We start from the raw sequence: 17,193 nt of genomic DNA, 5'->3' as shown, positions 1-17,193 counted from the left end.
TGTTCAGGACGGTTAACCGTCTTGTCCTGCAACTCGAATTATTCAGGGTATATGCGAATATTTTCGCGTCTGGAGTGGCATTCTCACGATCGACCGGTTGTCGGAGAGCCACGCTGTATATAAATGAAGGCAGGATGAGTTATGCATATCACGCTACGGCAGCTGGAAGTATTTGCTGAGGTGCTAAAGAGCGGGTCAACGACCCAGGCGTCACAGATGCTGGCGCTTTCTCAATCGGCGGTCAGCGCGGCGCTGACCGATCTGGAGGGGCAGCTGGGCGTGCAGCTGTTTGACCGCGTCGGCAAGCGGCTGGTGGTAAACGAACATGGCCGGCTTCTCTACCCGCGGGCGCTGGCATTACTTGAGCGCGCGCTGGAGATTGAGCAGCTGTTTCGCGGTGACAATGGCGCGATCCGGGTTTATGCCAGCAGCACGATCGGCAACTATATCCTGCCGGAAATTATCGCCCACTATCGCCGAGATTTTCCCGACCTGCCGCTGGAGCTGAGCGTGGGCAATAGCCAGGACGTGATTAATGCGGTCGCCGATCTGCGGGTGGATATCGGGCTTATCGAAGGGCCATGTCATGCGGCAGACATTATCGCCGAGCCATGGCTGGAAGATGAGCTCGTGGTGTTCGCCGCACCGGATTCGCCGCTGCTGGAAGGGGAGGTGACGCTGCAACGGCTGGCGGAAGCGCCGTGGATCCTGCGTGAACATGGCTCCGGCACCCGCGAAATCGTTGACTACCTGTTGCTGTCGCATCTGCCGGCGTTTCATCTGGGCATGGAGCTCGGCAATTCGGAAGCTATCAAACACGCCGTGCGTCACGGCCTGGGCATCAGCTGCCTCTCCCGGCGGGTTATCGCCGAACAGCTGGAGGTGGGATCGCTGGTTGAACTGCCGGTCCCGCTGCCTAATCTGACCCGCACTCTGTGGCGGATTCACCATCGGCAAAAGCATATTTCCAAGGCATTACAACGTTTTCTGCGCTACTGTCAGGTATAAATCATCGGCGGCTAGCAAGGGTATTATCGTGAGAGATCAGCAGATTATGACTGGCATTTCCGGGGATTAGTGCTTTACTAATAATCCATTGTCGATCATGAAGCTCTCTTATAACTTCGCATTTGTACCGGATAGAACCCGGATCGTCTGCTACAATCGCGCCTCGTTTTTTGGATGGATAGCATTTTCACATGGTTTCGGATACTAAAACCACAGAAGCGCCCGGCCTACGCCGTGAACTGAAGGCGCGCCACTTGACCATGATCGCTATTGGCGGTTCCATCGGTACAGGTCTTTTCGTTGCATCTGGTGCAACTATTTCTCAGGCAGGCCCTGGCGGCGCACTGCTTTCCTATATTCTGATCGGTCTGATGGTCTATTTCCTGATGACCAGCCTGGGTGAACTGGCGGCGTATATGCCGGTATCTGGTTCCTTTGCGACTTACGGTCAGAACTATGTCGAAGAGGGCTTTGGCTTCGCGCTGGGCTGGAACTACTGGTATAACTGGGCGGTGACCATCGCCGTTGACCTCGTGGCGTCTCAGCTGGTAATGAGCTACTGGTTCCCGGATACGCCGGGTTGGGTCTGGAGCGCCCTGTTCCTCGGTATTATGTTCCTGCTGAACTGGATCTCGGTTAAAGGCTTTGGCGAAGCGGAATACTGGTTCTCGCTGATCAAAGTGGCCACCGTGATTATCTTTATTGTTGTCGGCGTGATGATGATCGTCGGTATCTTTAAAGGCGCGCAGCCTGCGGGCTGGAGCAACTGGGCCATTGATGACGCGCCGTTTGCCGGTGGTTTCTCCGCGATGATAGGCGTGGCGATGATCGTCGGCTTCTCGTTCCAGGGCACCGAGCTTATTGGTATTGCCGCGGGCGAATCCGAAAATCCGGAAAAGAATATCCCGCGTGCGGTGCGCCAGGTGTTCTGGCGTATCCTGCTGTTCTATGTCTTCGCGATTTTGATTATCAGTCTGATCATTCCGTATACCGACCCAAGTCTGCTGCGTAACGACGTGAAAGACATTTCCGTCAGCCCGTTCACCCTGGTGTTCCAGCATGCGGGCCTGCTGTCTGCGGCGGCAATCATGAACGCGGTTATCCTGACGGCGGTGCTGTCGGCGGGTAACTCGGGAATGTATGCGTCAACGCGTATGCTCTATACCCTGGCCTGCGATGGCAAAGCTCCGCGCATCTTCTCGAAGCTGTCCCGTGGCGGCGTGCCGCGTAATGCGCTGTATGCCACGACGGTGATTGCCGCGCTGTGCTTCCTGAGCTCGATGTTTGGTAACCAGACCGTTTACCTGTGGTTGCTGAACACCTCCGGGATGACCGGTTTCATCGCCTGGCTGGGGATCGCCATCAGCCACTATCGTTTCCGTCGCGGCTACGTGCTGCAGGGCAACGATCTAAACAATCTGCCGTACCGTTCAGGGTTCTTCCCGCTGGGGCCGATCTTTGCCTTCGTGCTGTGCCTGATTATCACGCTGGGCCAGAACTATGAAGCGTTCCTGAAAGACACCATCGACTGGGGTGGCGTGGCCGCAACCTATATCGGTATCCCGCTGTTCCTGGTGATCTGGTTTGGTTATAAGCTGGCAAAAGGTACCCGTTTCGTCCGCTATAGCGAAATGAAGTTCCCACAGCGATTTAAAGGCTGACGGCCGAAGCTTGTTGTAATCGTTCCCGCAAAACCCTCTTTTAAAGAGGGTTTTTTTTATGCTGTACGCCTTACAAATTGATACAGTTCTTCATAATTTTATTGATAATCAAAATCATTATCTTTATCATCCTCATCAAAATCAGGATGAAGCCAATCTCCCTGTCTTGCCGGTCATGAACAATCAGCAAGGGGCGACCAGCCACGTCAACTGTAAAAAAAGACCGCGCGTACCGCCAATGAGCGGTGCGCCGACAGTACGTGTTAATTGCACCTTTTGTTTGATTCGTTATAGACCTCATGGAGATATGGAATGTTCAGGTTAAACCCTTTTGTCCGGGCGGGATTGTGCGCATCCGTCGTATCGCTGGCGTTTCCGGCCGCAGCCGAAGTGAATGAAGAAACGCTGGTCGTCACCGCCGCGGCGACTGAACAGAGCGTCAAAGATGCGCCAGCCAGTATCAGCGTTATTACTCAGCAAGATCTGCAGCGCCGCCCGGTCCAGAACCTGAAGGATGTCCTGCGCGACGTGCCAGGTGTGCAGCTCACCAACGAAGGCGACAACCGCAAGGGCGTCAGCATTCGCGGCCTCGACAGCAGCTATACGCTGATTCTGGTCGACGGCAAACGCGTCAACTCGCGCAACGCGGTCTTCCGCCATAACGATTTCGATTTAAACTGGATCCCGGTCGATGCCATCGAACGCATTGAAGTGGTCCGCGGGCCGATGTCCTCCCTCTATGGTTCCGACGCCCTCGGCGGCGTGGTGAACATCATCACCAAAAAAGTCGGCCAGAAGTGGACCGGAACCCTGAGTGCCGATACCACGATTCAGGAACATCGCGATCGCGGTGATACCTACAACGGTCAGTTCTTTACCAGCGGCCCGCTGATTGACGGCGTGCTGGGGATGAAAGCCTACGGCAACCTGGCAAAACGCGCGAAAGACGATCAGCAGCCCTCCAGCAATGCCGCCGGCGAAACGCCGCGTATTGAAGGTTTTACCAGCCGCGATGGCAACGTTGAGTTTGCCTGGACGCCGACCGATAACCAGGACATCACCGCCGGCTATGGCTTCGATCGCCAGGATCGCGATTCCGACTCCCTCGACCGCAACCGTCTGGAACGCCAGAACTACTCCCTGAGCCATAACGGCCGTTGGGACGTGGGCAATAGCGAACTGAAGTTTTATGGCGAAAAAGTCGATAACAAAAACCCGGGCCAGGACGGGACGATCACCTCTGAAAGCAATGCCGTTGACGGCAAGTACGTTCTGCCGCTGGGGATGATTAACCAGCTGCTGACCTTCGGTGGCGAATGGCGCCACGATAAACTGAAAGATCCGGTCAACCTGAGCAGCGGCGGAAAATCCACCTCTGCCAGCCAGTACGCGCTGTTTGTTGAGGATGAGTGGCGTATTTTCGAACCGCTGGCGCTGACCACCGGTATTCGTATGGACGACCATCAAACCTACGGCGATCACTGGAGTCCACGTGCTTACCTCGTCTACAACGCAACCGATACGGTCACCGTAAAAGGCGGCTGGGCCACGGCCTTTAAAGCGCCGTCGCTGCTGCAGCTGAACCCGGACTGGACCACCAACTCCTGCCGTGGCTCGTGCAGCATCATTGGTAACCCGGACCTGAAGCCGGAAACCAGCGAAAGCTTCGAACTTGGCCTCTACTACCGCGGCGAAGAGGGGCTGCTGGATGGCGTAGAAGGCAGCGTGACCACCTTCCAGAATAACGTCGACGATATGATCGATATTCTGCGAACCTCCAGCGCCAGCGAAGCGCCGGGCTACCCGAACTTTGTCGGCTGGAAAACGGTCAACGGCAAACGCGTACCGGTCTTCCGCTACTTCAACGTCAACAAAGCGCGTATTAAAGGGGTGGAAACCGAAGTCAAAGTGCCGTTCGGCGACGAGTGGAAGCTGACGGTGAACTACACCTATAACGATGGCCGCGATCTCAGCAACGGTGGCGACAAACCGCTGCAATCGCTGCCGTTCCACACCGCCAACGGGACGCTGGACTGGAAGCCGCTGGATGATTGGTCCTTCTACGTCACCGCGAATTATACCGGCGAGCAGCGCGCTGTCAGCGCCACCTCGAAAACCCCGGGCGGCTACACCATGTTTGATATCGGTGCGGCCTGGCAGGTGACGAAGAGCGTGAAGCTGCGTTCAGGCGTGCTGAACGTGGGGGATAAAGATCTGAGCCGCGACGACTATAGCTATACCGAAGAAGGTCGTCGCTACTTTATGGCCGTGGACTACCGCTTCTGATCGAAGCGGAAAGAGGGCAGATGGCGACTGCTGTCTGCCCCTGGATAAACTTCTGGCCGGCTTTGCATCATGATGGCCTGACCTTACATCGCCGTCGGTGTTTCCACAATGCCGACGGTGAGTTGTTTTTGCAGATGTTTTTCAATGCGCTGGCGCCGTTATCACACAAACAGGCGCGGCGCGAAATGGCGTATACACTATAGGGAGAGACGCTCCCATTCTCTATCAGGATGGATGACTTCCTCCGGTTTGTTCAGAACTGAAATTCGACGGTGAGTGGTAATATCCGCCGGTTATTTCCGCTGGTGTCCAGAACACATTCAGAGGGCAGGGTTAAGATTGAGAACATGACTGACGTCATGGGGATCAATGGTGAGCATGTCGACGTTATTCATTAATCGCATCTCCATTGACAGAGAACAATAATGCGCAATGTCATACTCCCTGTTTTCGTTGCTGTATTTTTTATCCTCATCGGCGTGTCTATTTTGAATATACAGCTGTGGTACTCCGCCAGAATAAATAGCGCCAATGCCGCACATCATGCCGCGAAAAGAATTGATGCCATCCTTGAGGAGGCGCGCCAGGCGACAACAACCGCGCTGGAGGTGGCGAGCAGAGGCTGTACGCCGGAAGGCCAGTTTCAACTTGGGACGGAGGCGGCGCTTAAACCACACCTCAGAACGATTTTGATTATTAAGGACGATAAAATCTGGTGTTCTTCCCTGCCGGGAAATCGGGTTCTGCTGTTGAATTTCAACGATATGCCGGACACCCGGTTAATGCTGATTCCCGCGAGAAATACCGTGAACAGTCGGCCGATTCTCGCCTGGCAAACGCGTTTTCCGGCCGGAAAAGCCGTCATCAGCATCAGCGATGTGCATATTCGCGATGCGCTGAGCAGCAATATACAGAATACGCAATTTGCCTTAGTGGTGGGCGACCGGACTATCGGAACGGCAGGCGATGTCAGAAACACCGACTTAAGCCGCAGTACCACCGCATATTTCCGATCGGCCGAATTTATGTTTGCTATTGAATACAATCTCCCGGCGTTTTTTAGTGTTAAACGAATGATTAATCAGGGGGCTGGTTTGTTGATCTTTATTCTGTTCGTGGCATGCGCCCTGGCCTGGATCCTGCTGAAGTATGCGAACAAATACACGACCCCCGAGGATAACTTGCGTAAAGCCATTGAAAACGGGGAGATCGTTCCTTTTTACCAGCCGGTGGTTAATGGCCGCAGCGGGGCTATCTATGGCGTCGAGGTGTTGGCCAGATGGAAACATCCGCGACTGGGGCTTATTTCACCGGTGACATTTATCCCCCTCGCGGAACGAACGGGACTGATTATTCCCTTAACCCAAAGCCTGATGGCGCAGGTGGTGGTGCAGATGAACAAAATCACCAGCAAGCTGCCCGATGGTTTTCATATTGGTATCAACTTCAGCGCTTCACATATCAGTTCGCCTCAGTTTATGGATGACTGTCTGAAATACCGCGACGGTTTCCAGAACAAGAATTTAACGCTGGTGCTTGAAGTCACCGAACGTGAACCGCTCCACGTCGATGAGCAGCTGATCGCGAATCTGAACACCCTGCACGCCCGCGGTTTTACAATTGCGCTGGATGATTTTGGCACCGGGTATTCAGGGCTGTCTTATCTTCATGATTTGAACATTGACTACATAAAGATCGATAAAAGCTTTGTCGGTCGGGTGAACGGCCTCGATGAATCGACGAAGCTGCTGGACTGCGTGCTTGAAATGGCGCGCAAGCTCTCATTGCGTATTGTGGCTGAGGGCGTTGAAACCGTAGAGCAGCTGAATTATCTCAACCGGAAAAATATCACGCTGTTACAAGGTTATTATTTTTTTAAACCGGTTTCTTATATTGAGCTGATAAAGATCCTGCTGTCGAAGAATAAAGAAACGGTGATTGTTGAATGACGCATGCCATTGCGCGGCGGTCGGGCCAGCGGGAAACGGTGCGCCGCGACGAGGCTGCGGCACACCGGCAGGCAATCAGGCCAGCAGATAGCGGGCATGAAAACGCAGATGATCTTCGATAAATGAAGCAATGAAATAGTAGCTGTGATCGTAGCCGGGCTGAATTCTCAGGGTTAACGGCCACGCCTTCTGCCGCGCGCACTCTGCCAGCACCGCCGGCTGCAGCTGTAGCGCGAGGAATGTGTCGTTATCGCCCTGGTCTATCAGCGTCGGAATGGCATCGCCGGGCTGGCTGGCCTGCATTAATGCGCAGCTGTCCCACGCCTGCCAGGTCGATTCATCGGCCCCCAGATAGGCGGTGAAGGCTTTTTGCCCCCAGGGAACCTGCGTAGGGTTAACGATGGGCGCGAAAGCGGAAACGCTGGTAAAGCGACCCGGGTTTTTCAGCGCCATGATCAGTGCGCCGTGCCCGCCCATCGAGTGACCGCTGATTGCGCAGCGCTCGCTGACGTGAAACTGCGAACGGATGAGCTGCGGCAGTTCATCACGCAGGTAGTCGTACATCTGGAAATGCGCAGACCACGGCGCCTGGCTGGCATTCAGGTAAAAACCTGCGCCTTTGCCCAGATCCCAACCGCTATCGTCGGCGACATCATCGCCGCGAGGGCTGGTATCCGGCATCACCAGCACAAGACCAAGTTCGGCAGCGATACGCTGGGCGCCCGCTTTGGTGGTGAAGTTTTCATCATTGCAGGTCAGCCCCGACAGCCAGTAGAGCACCGGCGGCGGCGTCTCATCACGCAGGGGAGGTAAAAAAATACTGAACGTCATTGCACAGTTCAGGGTACTGGAGTCGTGCCGCCAGCGTTGCTGCCGACCTTCATAACAGCGATGCTCTTCAAGCAATTCCATGCAGGGCTCCTCAGGAAGGTAAATGCGGGTGTCAGGTCATAATACAGATATTTCATCTACCCGTGAGTAACTTTCACTTCCTCCTTTGAGGAACATATTGCATCATTAATGCAACTTTTAGCCAACATGCCCGCCCGCCGGAAACGGTGCCATACCGCGTGGCGCTAAGTGGCTGAGTGAAAGGCGAGTAGGGCAAGTTTAATTAGCGGCAGGCAGGGCCCGTCGCGAGGGATCAATAGCTCACGCAAATTTCAATAATTATCGTTTCGGCTACTGGATTATGTGCGCCACCTCACGCACAATGAATGCAAACTTTGCCCGCAGAAGAGCAAAGAGCGCCACACCTGCAGGAGAACCTAAATGTCAGCACTGAGTAAAGAAGCCATACTCGTTCATGAAGCGCTGGTCGCTCGTGGGCTGGAGACGCCGCTGCGTCCGCCAGTACAAGAAATTGATAATGAAACTCGCAAGAGCTTGATTGCCGGACACATGACCGAGATTATGCAACTGCTGAATCTTGATCTAACTGATGACAGCCTGATGGAAACGCCACGACGCATCGCCAAGATGTACGTCGATGAGATTTTTTCCGGGCTGGATTATGCCAGGTTCCCAAAAATCACCGTTATCGAAAACAAAATGCAGGTCGATGAAATGGTCACCGTGCGTGACATTACCTTGACCAGCACCTGTGAACACCACTTTGTCACTATTGATGGTAAAGCGACGGTAGCCTATATCCCGAAAGATTCGGTCATCGGCCTGTCGAAAATTAACCGTATCGTGCAGTTCTTCTCTCAGCGCCCGCAGGTGCAGGAGCGACTGACTCAGCAGATTTTAACGGCGCTGCAGACGCTGCTGGGCACCAGCAACGTTGCGGTATCCATTGATGCGGTGCATTACTGCGTCAAAGCGCGCGGCATCCGTGATGCCACCAGTGCCACGACGACGACCTCTCTGGGCGGCCTGTTTAAATCCAGCCAGAATACTCGCCAGGAGTTCCTGCGCGCCGTACGTCACCACAACTAAAATACGGAGCAGGGCAGATGGAGCGAAATGTCACGCTGGACTTTGTGCGCGGCGTCGCCATCCTTGGGATCCTGCTTCTCAATATCAGCGCCTTCGGCTTGCCGAAGGCCGCCTACCTCAACCCGGCGTGGTCCGGGAGCATTTCCCTCAGCGATGCCTGGACCTGGGCAATTCTCGATCTGTTTGCGCAGGTCAAATTTCTGACGCTGTTTGCCTTGCTGTTTGGCGCCGGACTACAGATGCTGCTGCCTCGCGGCAAGCGCTGGATCCAGTCGCGCCTGACGCTCCTGGCGCTGCTGGGTTTTATCCACGGTCTGTTGTTCTGGGATGGCGATATCCTGCTGGCCTATGCGCTGGTGGGGCTGGTGGCGTGGCGCATGGTGCGCGATGCGCATCACATCAAATCGCTGTTTAACACCGGCGTCGTGCTCTACGTCATCGGTGTTGCGGTGCTCGTGCTGCTCGGCGTGATTTCCGGCGGCGCGCCGAACCGTTCATGGGTGCCCGATGCGGCCAATTTACAGTATGAGCAATACTGGAAGCTGAACGGCGGGCTGGAGGCGGTCAGCAACCGTGCCGATATGCTCTCCGATAACCTGCTGGCGCTGGGGGCGCAGTACGGCTGGCAGCTGGCGGGGATGATGCTAATGGGAGCGGCGCTGATGCGCAGCGGCTGGTTAAAAGGGCAGTTTAGCCTTAGCCACTATCGCCGCACCGGCGCCCTGCTGATTGTCGCCGGCATGGCCGTCAATCTGCCGGCTATTTTTGCCCAGTGGCATCTGGGGTGGAATCCTCGCTGGTGTGCGTTCCTGTTACAGGCTCCTCGCGAACTGGGCGCCCCGCTGCAGACCATAGGCTATGCCGCGCTGGCATGGGGCTTCTGGCCGCAGCTGTGCAGGCTGCGGCTGGTGGGGGCTATCGCCTGCGTCGGGCGGATGGCGCTTACCAACTATCTGCTGCAAACGCTGGTCTGCACCACTATTTTTTACCGTTTTGGCCTGTTTATGAAGTTTGACCGTCTGCAGTTGCTGGCTTTCGTGGTGCCGGTCTGGGCGGTAAATATCACCTTCTCTCTCTTTTGGCTACGTCATTTCCGTCAGGGGCCGGTGGAATGGCTGTGGCGTCAGTTAACCCTGCGTGCGTCGGGGACATCACTAAAAAACACATCCAGATAACGATCTCGATCACAATCATTAACAAAACGGATGTAACCGTTTCCAGGCTTGTGACATCTCTCACGTAGCGTGCAGCACGTCGCTGCCAGAATAGCCACCTTGCTGAACACAGGAGGTGGGTGTGACGTATTGCAATTCTCTTAAGGGCGGTAAGCATGATCACCATTCGTGATGTCGCCCGTCAGGCGGGCGTTTCCGTGGCGACCGTCTCGCGCGTGCTGAACAACAGCGCGCTGGTGAGCCCGGATACGCGGGAAAATGTAATGAAAGCGGTAACGCAGCTGGGCTACCGGCCGAACGCCAACGCCCAGGCGCTGGCGACGCAGGTCAGCGACACCATTGGCGTGGTGGTGATGGATGTGTCGGATGCCTTTTTCGGCGCGCTGGTCAAAGCGGTGGATACGGTCGCTCAGCAGCACCAGAAATATGTGTTGATCGGCAATAGCTACCATGAGGCGGAAAAAGAGCGTCATGCCATCGAGGTGCTGATTCGCCAGCGCTGTTCCGCGCTGATCGTCCATTCCAAAGCCCTCAGCGATGAAGAGCTTGGCGACTTTATGGAGCATATTCCGGGGATGGTGCTGATTAACCGCATTGTGCCCGGCTACGCGCACCGCTGCGTGGGGCTGGATAACGTCAGCGGGGCGCTGATGGCCACGCGGATGCTGCTGAACCACGGCCATCAGCGCATAGGCTACCTCTCCTCAAACCACGGCATTGAAGATGACGATATGCGCCGGGAAGGGTGGTGTAAGGCGTTACAGGAACAAAATATTATTGCGCCAGATAGCTGGATCGGCTCGGGCACGCCGGATATGCAGGGTGGAGAAGCGGCTATGGTTGAGCTGCTGGGGCGCAATTTAGGCCTCACCGCGGTCTTTGCCTACAATGACAGCATGGCGGCCGGGGCGCTGACGACGCTCAAAGATAACGGCATTGCGGTACCGCAGCATTTGTCGTTGATCGGCTTTGACGACATCCCTATTTCTCGTTACACCGACCCACAGCTGACGACCGTGCGCTATCCTGTTATGTCAATGGCAAAGCTGGCAACGGAGCTGGCGCTGCTGGGGGCGGCAGGCAAACTGGATCATGAAGCGCGTCATTGCTTTATGCCAACGCTGGTACGCCGTCATTCGGTGATGCCGCGACAAATTGCGGGGCCGATCACTAACTGATGATGTGCCTTATGTAACCGCTTTCAATCTGTGAGTAAATTCACAGTATATTAACATTCAACTGATTATGATGGCCTCGTTTACCAGTCTGAACCACTATGTCACGGTGATTAATCACTTTTACCGTAGCAATAAGGCGCTAAACGCTTAATTAAGTCCTATTTCTGGAGCGTTACCCTACACGGAAGACAGAATTTACAGTCGTGAATGTTGTTGTGCGGTAACACTAATGTAACAAGTCCCCGCCGGCTATTTTCACACCAACGACCCTGCATAATAAAACCGGAGATTCCATGAATAAGAAGGTGTTAACCCTGTCTGCTGTTATGGCTAGCATGTTATTTGGTGCCGCGGCACACGCAGCGGATACCCGCATCGGCGTAACCATTTATAAATATGACGACAACTTTATGTCGGTCGTGCGCAAGGCGATTGAGAAAGACGGCAAATCAGCGCCAGACGTTCAGCTGCTGATGAATGACTCGCAGAATGACCAGTCCAAACAGAACGATCAGATTGACGTCCTGCTGGCAAAAGGGGTGAAGGCGCTGGCGATTAACCTGGTGGACCCGGCAGCGGCTGGCACCGTTATCGAAAAAGCGCGCGGCCAGAACGTACCGGTGGTGTTCTTTAACAAAGAGCCGTCTCGCAAAGCGCTGGATAGCTATGACAAAGCCTTCTACGTCGGGACTGACTCCAAAGAGTCCGGGATTATTCAGGGCGACCTGATTGCCAAGCACTGGAAAGCCAATCCGAACTGGGATCTGAACAAAGATGGTCAGATTCAGTATGTCCTGCTGAAAGGCGAGCCGGGCCACCCGGATGCTGAAGCGCGTACCACTTACGTGGTTAAAGAGCTGAATGACAAAGGTCTGAAGACTCAGCAGCTGCAGATGGACACCGCGATGTGGGATACCGCTCAGGCGAAAGATAAGATGGATGCCTGGCTGTCAGGTCCGAACGCGAACAAAATCGAAGTGGTTATCGCCAACAACGATGCGATGGCAATGGGCGCGGTTGAAGCGCTGAAGGCTCACAATAAGAGCAGCATTCCGGTATTCGGCGTCGATGCCCTGCCTGAAGCACTGGCGCTGGTAAAATCTGGCGCGATGGCCGGTACCGTGCTGAACGATGCTAACAACCAGGCGAAAGCGACCTTCGATCTGGCGAAAAACCTGGCCGATGGTAAAGAAGCGGCAGCGGGTACTAACTGGAAGATTGAGAATAAGATCGTCCGCGTACCTTATGTTGGCGTAGATAAAGACAATCTGAGCCAGTTTATCGGTAAATAATTATTGAGTTACGGGCGTGAGCGCTCCCGGAACAGCTCCGCTTGCCGAACAGCGAATGCTGCGGCAAGCGGAAATACCCGGATATTCACGCCCGATTATTCCTGATACAGAACCCGACCCTGATAGCGACGCGTCTGCGTCGGTTGGGGTGTGCATGAACGCAGCCAGGTATAACTATGGTCAGCAATAATAGCGAACGGTCAGGCGAATTCTTGTTGGAAATGAGCAATATCAACAAATCGTTTCCTGGCGTCAAGGCACTCGATAATGTCAATCTGAAAGTCCGTCCTCATTCTATTCATGCATTAATGGGAGAGAACGGTGCGGGTAAGTCGACATTATTAAAATGCCTTTTTGGAATCTATCAAAAAGATTCCGGTAGTATTCTTTTTCAGGGAAAAGAGATCGATTTCCATTCCGCGAAAGAAGCGTTGGAAAACGGTATTTCAATGGTTCACCAGGAGTTAAACCTGGTATTGCAACGTTCGGTGATGGACAACATGTGGCTGGGGCGTTATCCCACCAAAGGCGTGTTTGTCGATCAGGAAAAAATGTATCGCGATACCAAGGGAATATTTGATGAACTGGATATTGATATCGATCCGCGCGCTCGCGTCGGCACGTTATCAGTATCGCAGATGCAGATGATTGAAATCGCCAAGGCATTTTCTTATGACGCCAAAATTGTCATTATGGATGAGCCTACGTCATCATTGACGGAGAAAGAAGTTAATCACCTGTTTAAGATTATCCGTAAGCTGAAAGAACGCGGCTGCGGTATTGTCTATATTTCTCACAAGATGGAAGAGATCTTCCAGCTATGCGATGAAATCACGATTCTGCGTGATGGTCAGTGGATTGCCACCCAGCCGCTGGAAGGCCTGGATATGGATAAGATCATCGCCATGATGGTCGGGCGCTCGTTAACCCAGCGCTTCCCGGAGAAGCACAACACGCCCGGTGAAACCATTCTGGAAGTGCGCAACCTGACCTCGCTGCGTCAGCCGTCGATTCGCGATGTCTCCTTCGATCTGCGAAAAGGGGAGATCCTCGGTATCGCCGGGCTGGTGGGAGCGAAGCGTACCGATATTGTCGAAACCCTTTTCGGCATCCGCGAAAAATCAGGCGGCACGATTACGCTGCACGGCAAGAAGATCAATAACCATAGCGCGAATGAAGCCATTAACCACGGTTTTGCGTTAGTCACCGAAGAACGCCGTTCCACCGGTATTTATGCTTATCTGGATATCGGCTTTAACTCGCTGATCTCCAATATTAAGAAATATAAAAACAAGGTGGGTCTGCTGGACAATTCCCGCATGAAAAGCGATACCCAGTGGGTGATTGACTCGATGCGCGTGAAAACCCCCGGGCAGCATACGCAAATTGGTTCGTTGTCCGGTGGTAACCAGCAAAAGGTTATTATTGGTCGCTGGCTTTTAACCCAGCCGGAAATTCTGATGCTTGATGAACCCACGCGCGGGATTGATGTTGGCGCGAAGTTCGAAATTTATCAGCTGATTGCTGAGCTGGCGAAGAAAAATAAAGGGATCATCATTATTTCCTCCGAGATGCCGGAGCTGCTGGGTATTACCGACCGTATTCTGGTTATGAGCAACGGTCTTGTTGCCGGAATTGTTGAGACAAAAACTACTACGCAGAACGAAATTTTACGTCTTGCGTCGTTGCATCTTTAAGAGCAGGGGCTTCTCATGAGTGCGTTAAATAAAAAAAGTTTTCTCACGTACCTGAAAGACGGTGGGATTTACGTTGTGCTGTTGGTTTTGCTGGCGATTATTATTTTCCAGGACCCCACGTTCTTAAGTTTGCTGAACTTGAGTAACATCCTGACTCAGTCTTCGGTGCGTATTATTATCGCGCTCGGCGTTGCCGGGCTGATTGTGACCCAGGGTACCGACCTCTCTGCCGGTCGTCAGGTCGGGCTGGCGGCGGTTATCGCCGCAACCATGCTCCAGGCGGTCGATAATGCCAACAAGGTGTTCCCGGAGATGGCGACTATGCCGATTCCGCTGGTGATCCTGCTGGTCTGCGCAATCGGTGCGGTTATCGGGTTGATTAACGGGATCATTATCGCTTACCTGAACGTGACGCCGTTTATCACCACCCTCGGTACGATGATCATCGTCTATGGCATCAACTCCCTGTACTACGATTTTGTCGGCGCATCGCCTATTTCCGGCTTTGACAGCCACTTCTCACACTTTGCCCAAGGGTTTATCGCGCTGGGGTCGTTCCGCCTGTCGTACATTACGTTCTACGCGGCGATTGCGGTCTTCTTCGTGTGGATCCTGTGGAATAAAACCCGTTTTGGTAAAAACATTTTTGCCATCGGCGGTAACCCGGAAGCGGCCAAAGTTTCCGGTGTTAACGTGGCGCTGAACCTGCTGATGATTTATGCCCTGTCCGGTGTGTTCTATGCTTTTGGCGGTCTGCTGGAGGCCGGGCGTATCGGTTCGGCGACCAACAACCTCGGCTTTATGTATGAGCTGGATGCGATCGCGGCCTGCGTCGTCGGCGGCGTGTCGTTCAGCGGCGGTGTGGGGACGGTGCTTGGTGTGGTGACCGGGGTGATCATCTTCACCGTTATCAACTACGGCCTGACCTATATCGGCGTAAACCCCTACTGGCAGTACATCATCAAAGGGGCGATCATTATCTTCGCCGTGGCGCTGGATTCGTTGAAATACGCGCGCAAAAAATAACCGTCCGTTGTTATCCCGCCCGTGCATTTGCGCGGGCTTTTTTTCGTCTGTTTACCACGGCCAGGGTGAAAGCGGGAGGGGGTGTCGCGGTCTCTGCCTGGTTACTGGCGGGCCGCTGTAGAGCTCACTTAGCGCAACGCTTCGCCCGAACACCCGTTTACCTGAACCAGACCACGATAAATAGCTGACCGCGCAAGGCGGAGTGGGCCGGCGGAAAGCATACCGCCATCAACGACCCGTCATTTACTCTTTTGCAGTTCCAGCAGCTGTTCTGGCGTTACGGCAGGATAGGACTGCGCTCCCTCCGGCACTTCCTGCAAAGTTGGTATCGGTATCAGCGGCCCTAAAAAGCGGGGTTCGCGTTTGAACACGTACAAATCCGCCAGCGCGCCAAACCGGGCGCCAAACTCACGTAAACGCACGTTCCACATATCCTTCGGCGAAGGTACGGCGTAACACTGCGCCTGAATCCCCATATGCAGGGCGATAAACAGCGCCCGTTCGCAGTGGAAGCGTTGGGTAATGATAATAAAGTCGTTGGTATCGAAAACCTTGCGGGTGCGCACGATAGAGTCGAGGGTGCGGAACCCGGCGTAATCGAGCACGATATCGGCAGGGTCGACGCCGCCTTTGATTAAATCGCGGCGCATGGTCATCGGTTCGTTGTAGCTTTGCAGCGCATTATCGCCGCTCAGCAGCAGGTAGTTCACCTTGCCGCTATTGTAAGCGTTCAGCGCACCCTGAATACGATAGCGATAATACTGATTAATCACTCCGGTGCGATAGTACTTGGCGGTACCGAGCACCACCCCAACCTGGCGGTAGGGCAGATCCTGGAGTTCATCATAAATATAGGGAGCGGTTTTCCAGCTCATCCAACGGTCAAGACCCAGCACGGTCAACAGCAGCAGGCCGAACAGGACTAACAGGCTGTATAACACACGCTTTAACATTCACCTGACTCATGTGGACAATGGAGCTATCAGGCTACTTTACCCGCCGGGCAAGAGCAAGAAACCATCGTTTAATTGCGGGGATTTTCAACAATGCGGGCCAACAGGGCCCGCATGACGGGTCACTTAGCCGAGCAGGACGCGATCAATATTGTGGCAACCCAACGCTTTCAGCGTTGCTACGGTTGCATCCCACTGAATCAGCGCCGCATCGGCTTTCTCAGCCAGAATGGCGCGCTGAATATCCGGATAGTCATATCCGTTGAGGCTCAGCAGGTTGAGCGCTCCCTGCAGCGGCGGCAGCGTTGGGTTAAATGCCGCGTTTTCCGCATAGCTACCGGCGAAAATGGTGCCGTCTTTCAACTCCAGCGCCACGCCGGAAGGCGACTGGCTGTACGGCATATGGCAGCGGTTGGCTGCCTGAATGGCCGCCTGCGCCAGAGTGTCGCCGGTTAGCGGGAAACCATGATCCTGTTCATCCATCAGCAGCGTTTTAATCTCGAGATCTTTCGGACCGAAGGCATCCGGCAGATAGTGCTGTAGAGAATGCGCTTCGCGACCCGGCAGATGAATACGCAGAACCTGGCTGCTGTTCAGCTCATTCATAAACTGACGACAGTGGCCGCAGGGGGTGTAGTTGACGGTAATAGCATTGAGCGAGCGTTCGCCGCGCAGCCACGCGTGGCTAATGGCGCTTTGCTCGGCGTGCACGGTTTGCTGCATCGTGGCGCCGAGGAATTCCATGTTGCCGCCAAAATACCAGGTACCGCTAATACCGCGGGCGATGGCGCCAACGTTAAAATGGGACAGGTCGGCGCGCGCACAGGCCGCCGCGAGCGGCAGCAGCGCAAAGGCCAGCGCGTCTTCATCGAGGCCTGTTGCATTCCGCAGCGCGGCGACCTGACCGGCATCCAGCAAAGCCGGGAAGTGTGGGTCGATCAGCATCGGTGCGATGGCCGTTTGCAGGTCTGCCGCCAGGTGGGGAAGAGCAGCGTGAAAACGTGGGTGCATGGCGTTGCCTCATAAC

Annotated in this window: 14 protein-coding genes; 11 read left to right on the top strand and 3 right to left on the bottom strand. The window is 54.5% G+C overall.

Translation table 11 applies throughout. From position 1 onward, the window contains the following. Positions 1 to 141: 141 nt before the first annotated feature. The 5 genes from yieE (at position 142) to pdeG (ending at position 6,904) form a co-directional block, all read left to right on the top strand. Positions 142 to 1,008 carry a DNA-binding transcriptional regulator YeiE gene (gene yieE / locus ROR01S_RS02435; RefSeq protein WP_004864789.1) on the top strand — a complete coding sequence of 289 codons (867 nt, stop codon included), beginning with the start codon at positions 142 to 144 and terminating at the stop codon, positions 1,006 to 1,008. Positions 1,009 to 1,199: 191 nt separating this feature from the next. Beyond that, positions 1,200 to 2,669, top strand: coding sequence for an amino acid permease (locus ROR01S_RS02430; protein WP_004864786.1), 1,470 nt, complete (start codon positions 1,200 to 1,202; stop codon positions 2,667 to 2,669). 58 nt (positions 2,670 to 2,727) lie between these two features. Next, positions 2,728 to 2,994: a hypothetical protein gene (locus ROR01S_RS26940; protein ID WP_155407391.1), complete on the top strand. Its 267-nt coding sequence runs from the start codon at positions 2,728 to 2,730 to the stop codon at positions 2,992 to 2,994. After that, positions 2,982 to 4,955: a catecholate siderophore receptor CirA gene (gene cirA / locus ROR01S_RS02420; protein WP_015583841.1), complete on the top strand. Its 1,974-nt coding sequence runs from the start codon at positions 2,982 to 2,984 to the stop codon at positions 4,953 to 4,955. Before ROR01S_RS26940 ends, cirA begins: the two co-directional genes overlap by 13 nt. 425 nt (positions 4,956 to 5,380) lie before the next feature. Next, the gene (pdeG, locus tag ROR01S_RS02415) at positions 5,381 to 6,904 is read left to right on the top strand and encodes a cyclic di-3',5'-guanosine monophosphate phosphodiesterase PdeG (RefSeq protein ID WP_004864779.1); all 1,524 of its coding nucleotides are present in this window, start codon (positions 5,381 to 5,383) and stop codon (positions 6,902 to 6,904) included. 75 nt (positions 6,905 to 6,979) lie between these two features. Here the strand turns inward: pdeG and fghA are convergent, their stop codons facing one another. Next, positions 6,980 to 7,816, bottom strand: coding sequence for an S-formylglutathione hydrolase (gene fghA, locus ROR01S_RS02410; RefSeq protein ID WP_004864777.1), 837 nt, complete (start codon positions 7,814 to 7,816; stop codon positions 6,980 to 6,982). Between the two features lie 360 nt (positions 7,817 to 8,176). On the opposite strand from fghA, the gene folE reads away from it, so the two are divergent. The 6 genes from folE to mglC all read left to right on the top strand — a co-directional run bounded on the left by folE (position 8,177) and on the right by mglC (position 15,213). Then, positions 8,177 to 8,845, top strand: coding sequence for a GTP cyclohydrolase I FolE (gene folE, locus ROR01S_RS02405; protein WP_004864775.1), 669 nt, complete (start codon positions 8,177 to 8,179; stop codon positions 8,843 to 8,845). Between the two features lie 17 nt (positions 8,846 to 8,862). Continuing rightward, complete coding sequence (gene yeiB / locus ROR01S_RS02400) at positions 8,863 to 10,020, top strand: DUF418 domain-containing protein YeiB (RefSeq protein ID WP_004864773.1); 1,158 nt, start codon at positions 8,863 to 8,865, stop codon at positions 10,018 to 10,020. A gap of 155 nt (positions 10,021 to 10,175) precedes the next feature. Continuing rightward, positions 10,176 to 11,198, top strand: coding sequence for an HTH-type transcriptional regulator GalS (gene galS / locus ROR01S_RS02395; RefSeq protein WP_004864771.1), 1,023 nt, complete (start codon positions 10,176 to 10,178; stop codon positions 11,196 to 11,198). Positions 11,199 to 11,491: 293 nt separating this feature from the next. Next, entirely contained in the window at positions 11,492 to 12,490 is a 999-nt protein-coding gene (mglB, locus tag ROR01S_RS02390; RefSeq protein ID WP_004864769.1) for a galactose/glucose ABC transporter substrate-binding protein MglB, read from the top strand. A gap of 176 nt (positions 12,491 to 12,666) precedes the next feature. Next, the gene (gene mglA, locus ROR01S_RS02385; RefSeq protein ID WP_004864767.1) at positions 12,667 to 14,187 is read left to right on the top strand and encodes a galactose/methyl galactoside ABC transporter ATP-binding protein MglA; all 1,521 of its coding nucleotides are present in this window, start codon (positions 12,667 to 12,669) and stop codon (positions 14,185 to 14,187) included. Between the two features lie 15 nt (positions 14,188 to 14,202). After that, positions 14,203 to 15,213, top strand: coding sequence for a galactose/methyl galactoside ABC transporter permease MglC (gene mglC / locus ROR01S_RS02380; RefSeq protein WP_004864765.1), 1,011 nt, complete (start codon positions 14,203 to 14,205; stop codon positions 15,211 to 15,213). Positions 15,214 to 15,452: 239 nt separating this feature from the next. Here mglC and sanA read toward each other — a convergent pair whose 3' ends face one another. Beyond that, positions 15,453 to 16,166, bottom strand: a complete 714-nt coding sequence (gene sanA, locus ROR01S_RS02375) for an outer membrane permeability protein SanA (RefSeq protein WP_004864763.1) — start codon at positions 16,164 to 16,166, stop codon at positions 15,453 to 15,455. Positions 16,167 to 16,292: 126 nt separating this feature from the next. After that, positions 16,293 to 17,177, bottom strand: a complete 885-nt coding sequence (cdd, locus tag ROR01S_RS02370; RefSeq protein ID WP_064359077.1) for a cytidine deaminase — start codon at positions 17,175 to 17,177, stop codon at positions 16,293 to 16,295. Positions 17,178 to 17,193: the final 16 nt, after the last annotated feature.

Source organism: Klebsiella ornithinolytica NBRC 105727 = ATCC 31898, from assembly GCF_001598295.1.
GTDB classification, from domain to species: Bacteria; Pseudomonadota; Gammaproteobacteria; order Enterobacterales; family Enterobacteriaceae; genus Klebsiella; species Klebsiella ornithinolytica.
Note: the sequence above shows the minus strand (reverse complement) of the source record. Positions and strands in the feature narration are given on the sequence as shown.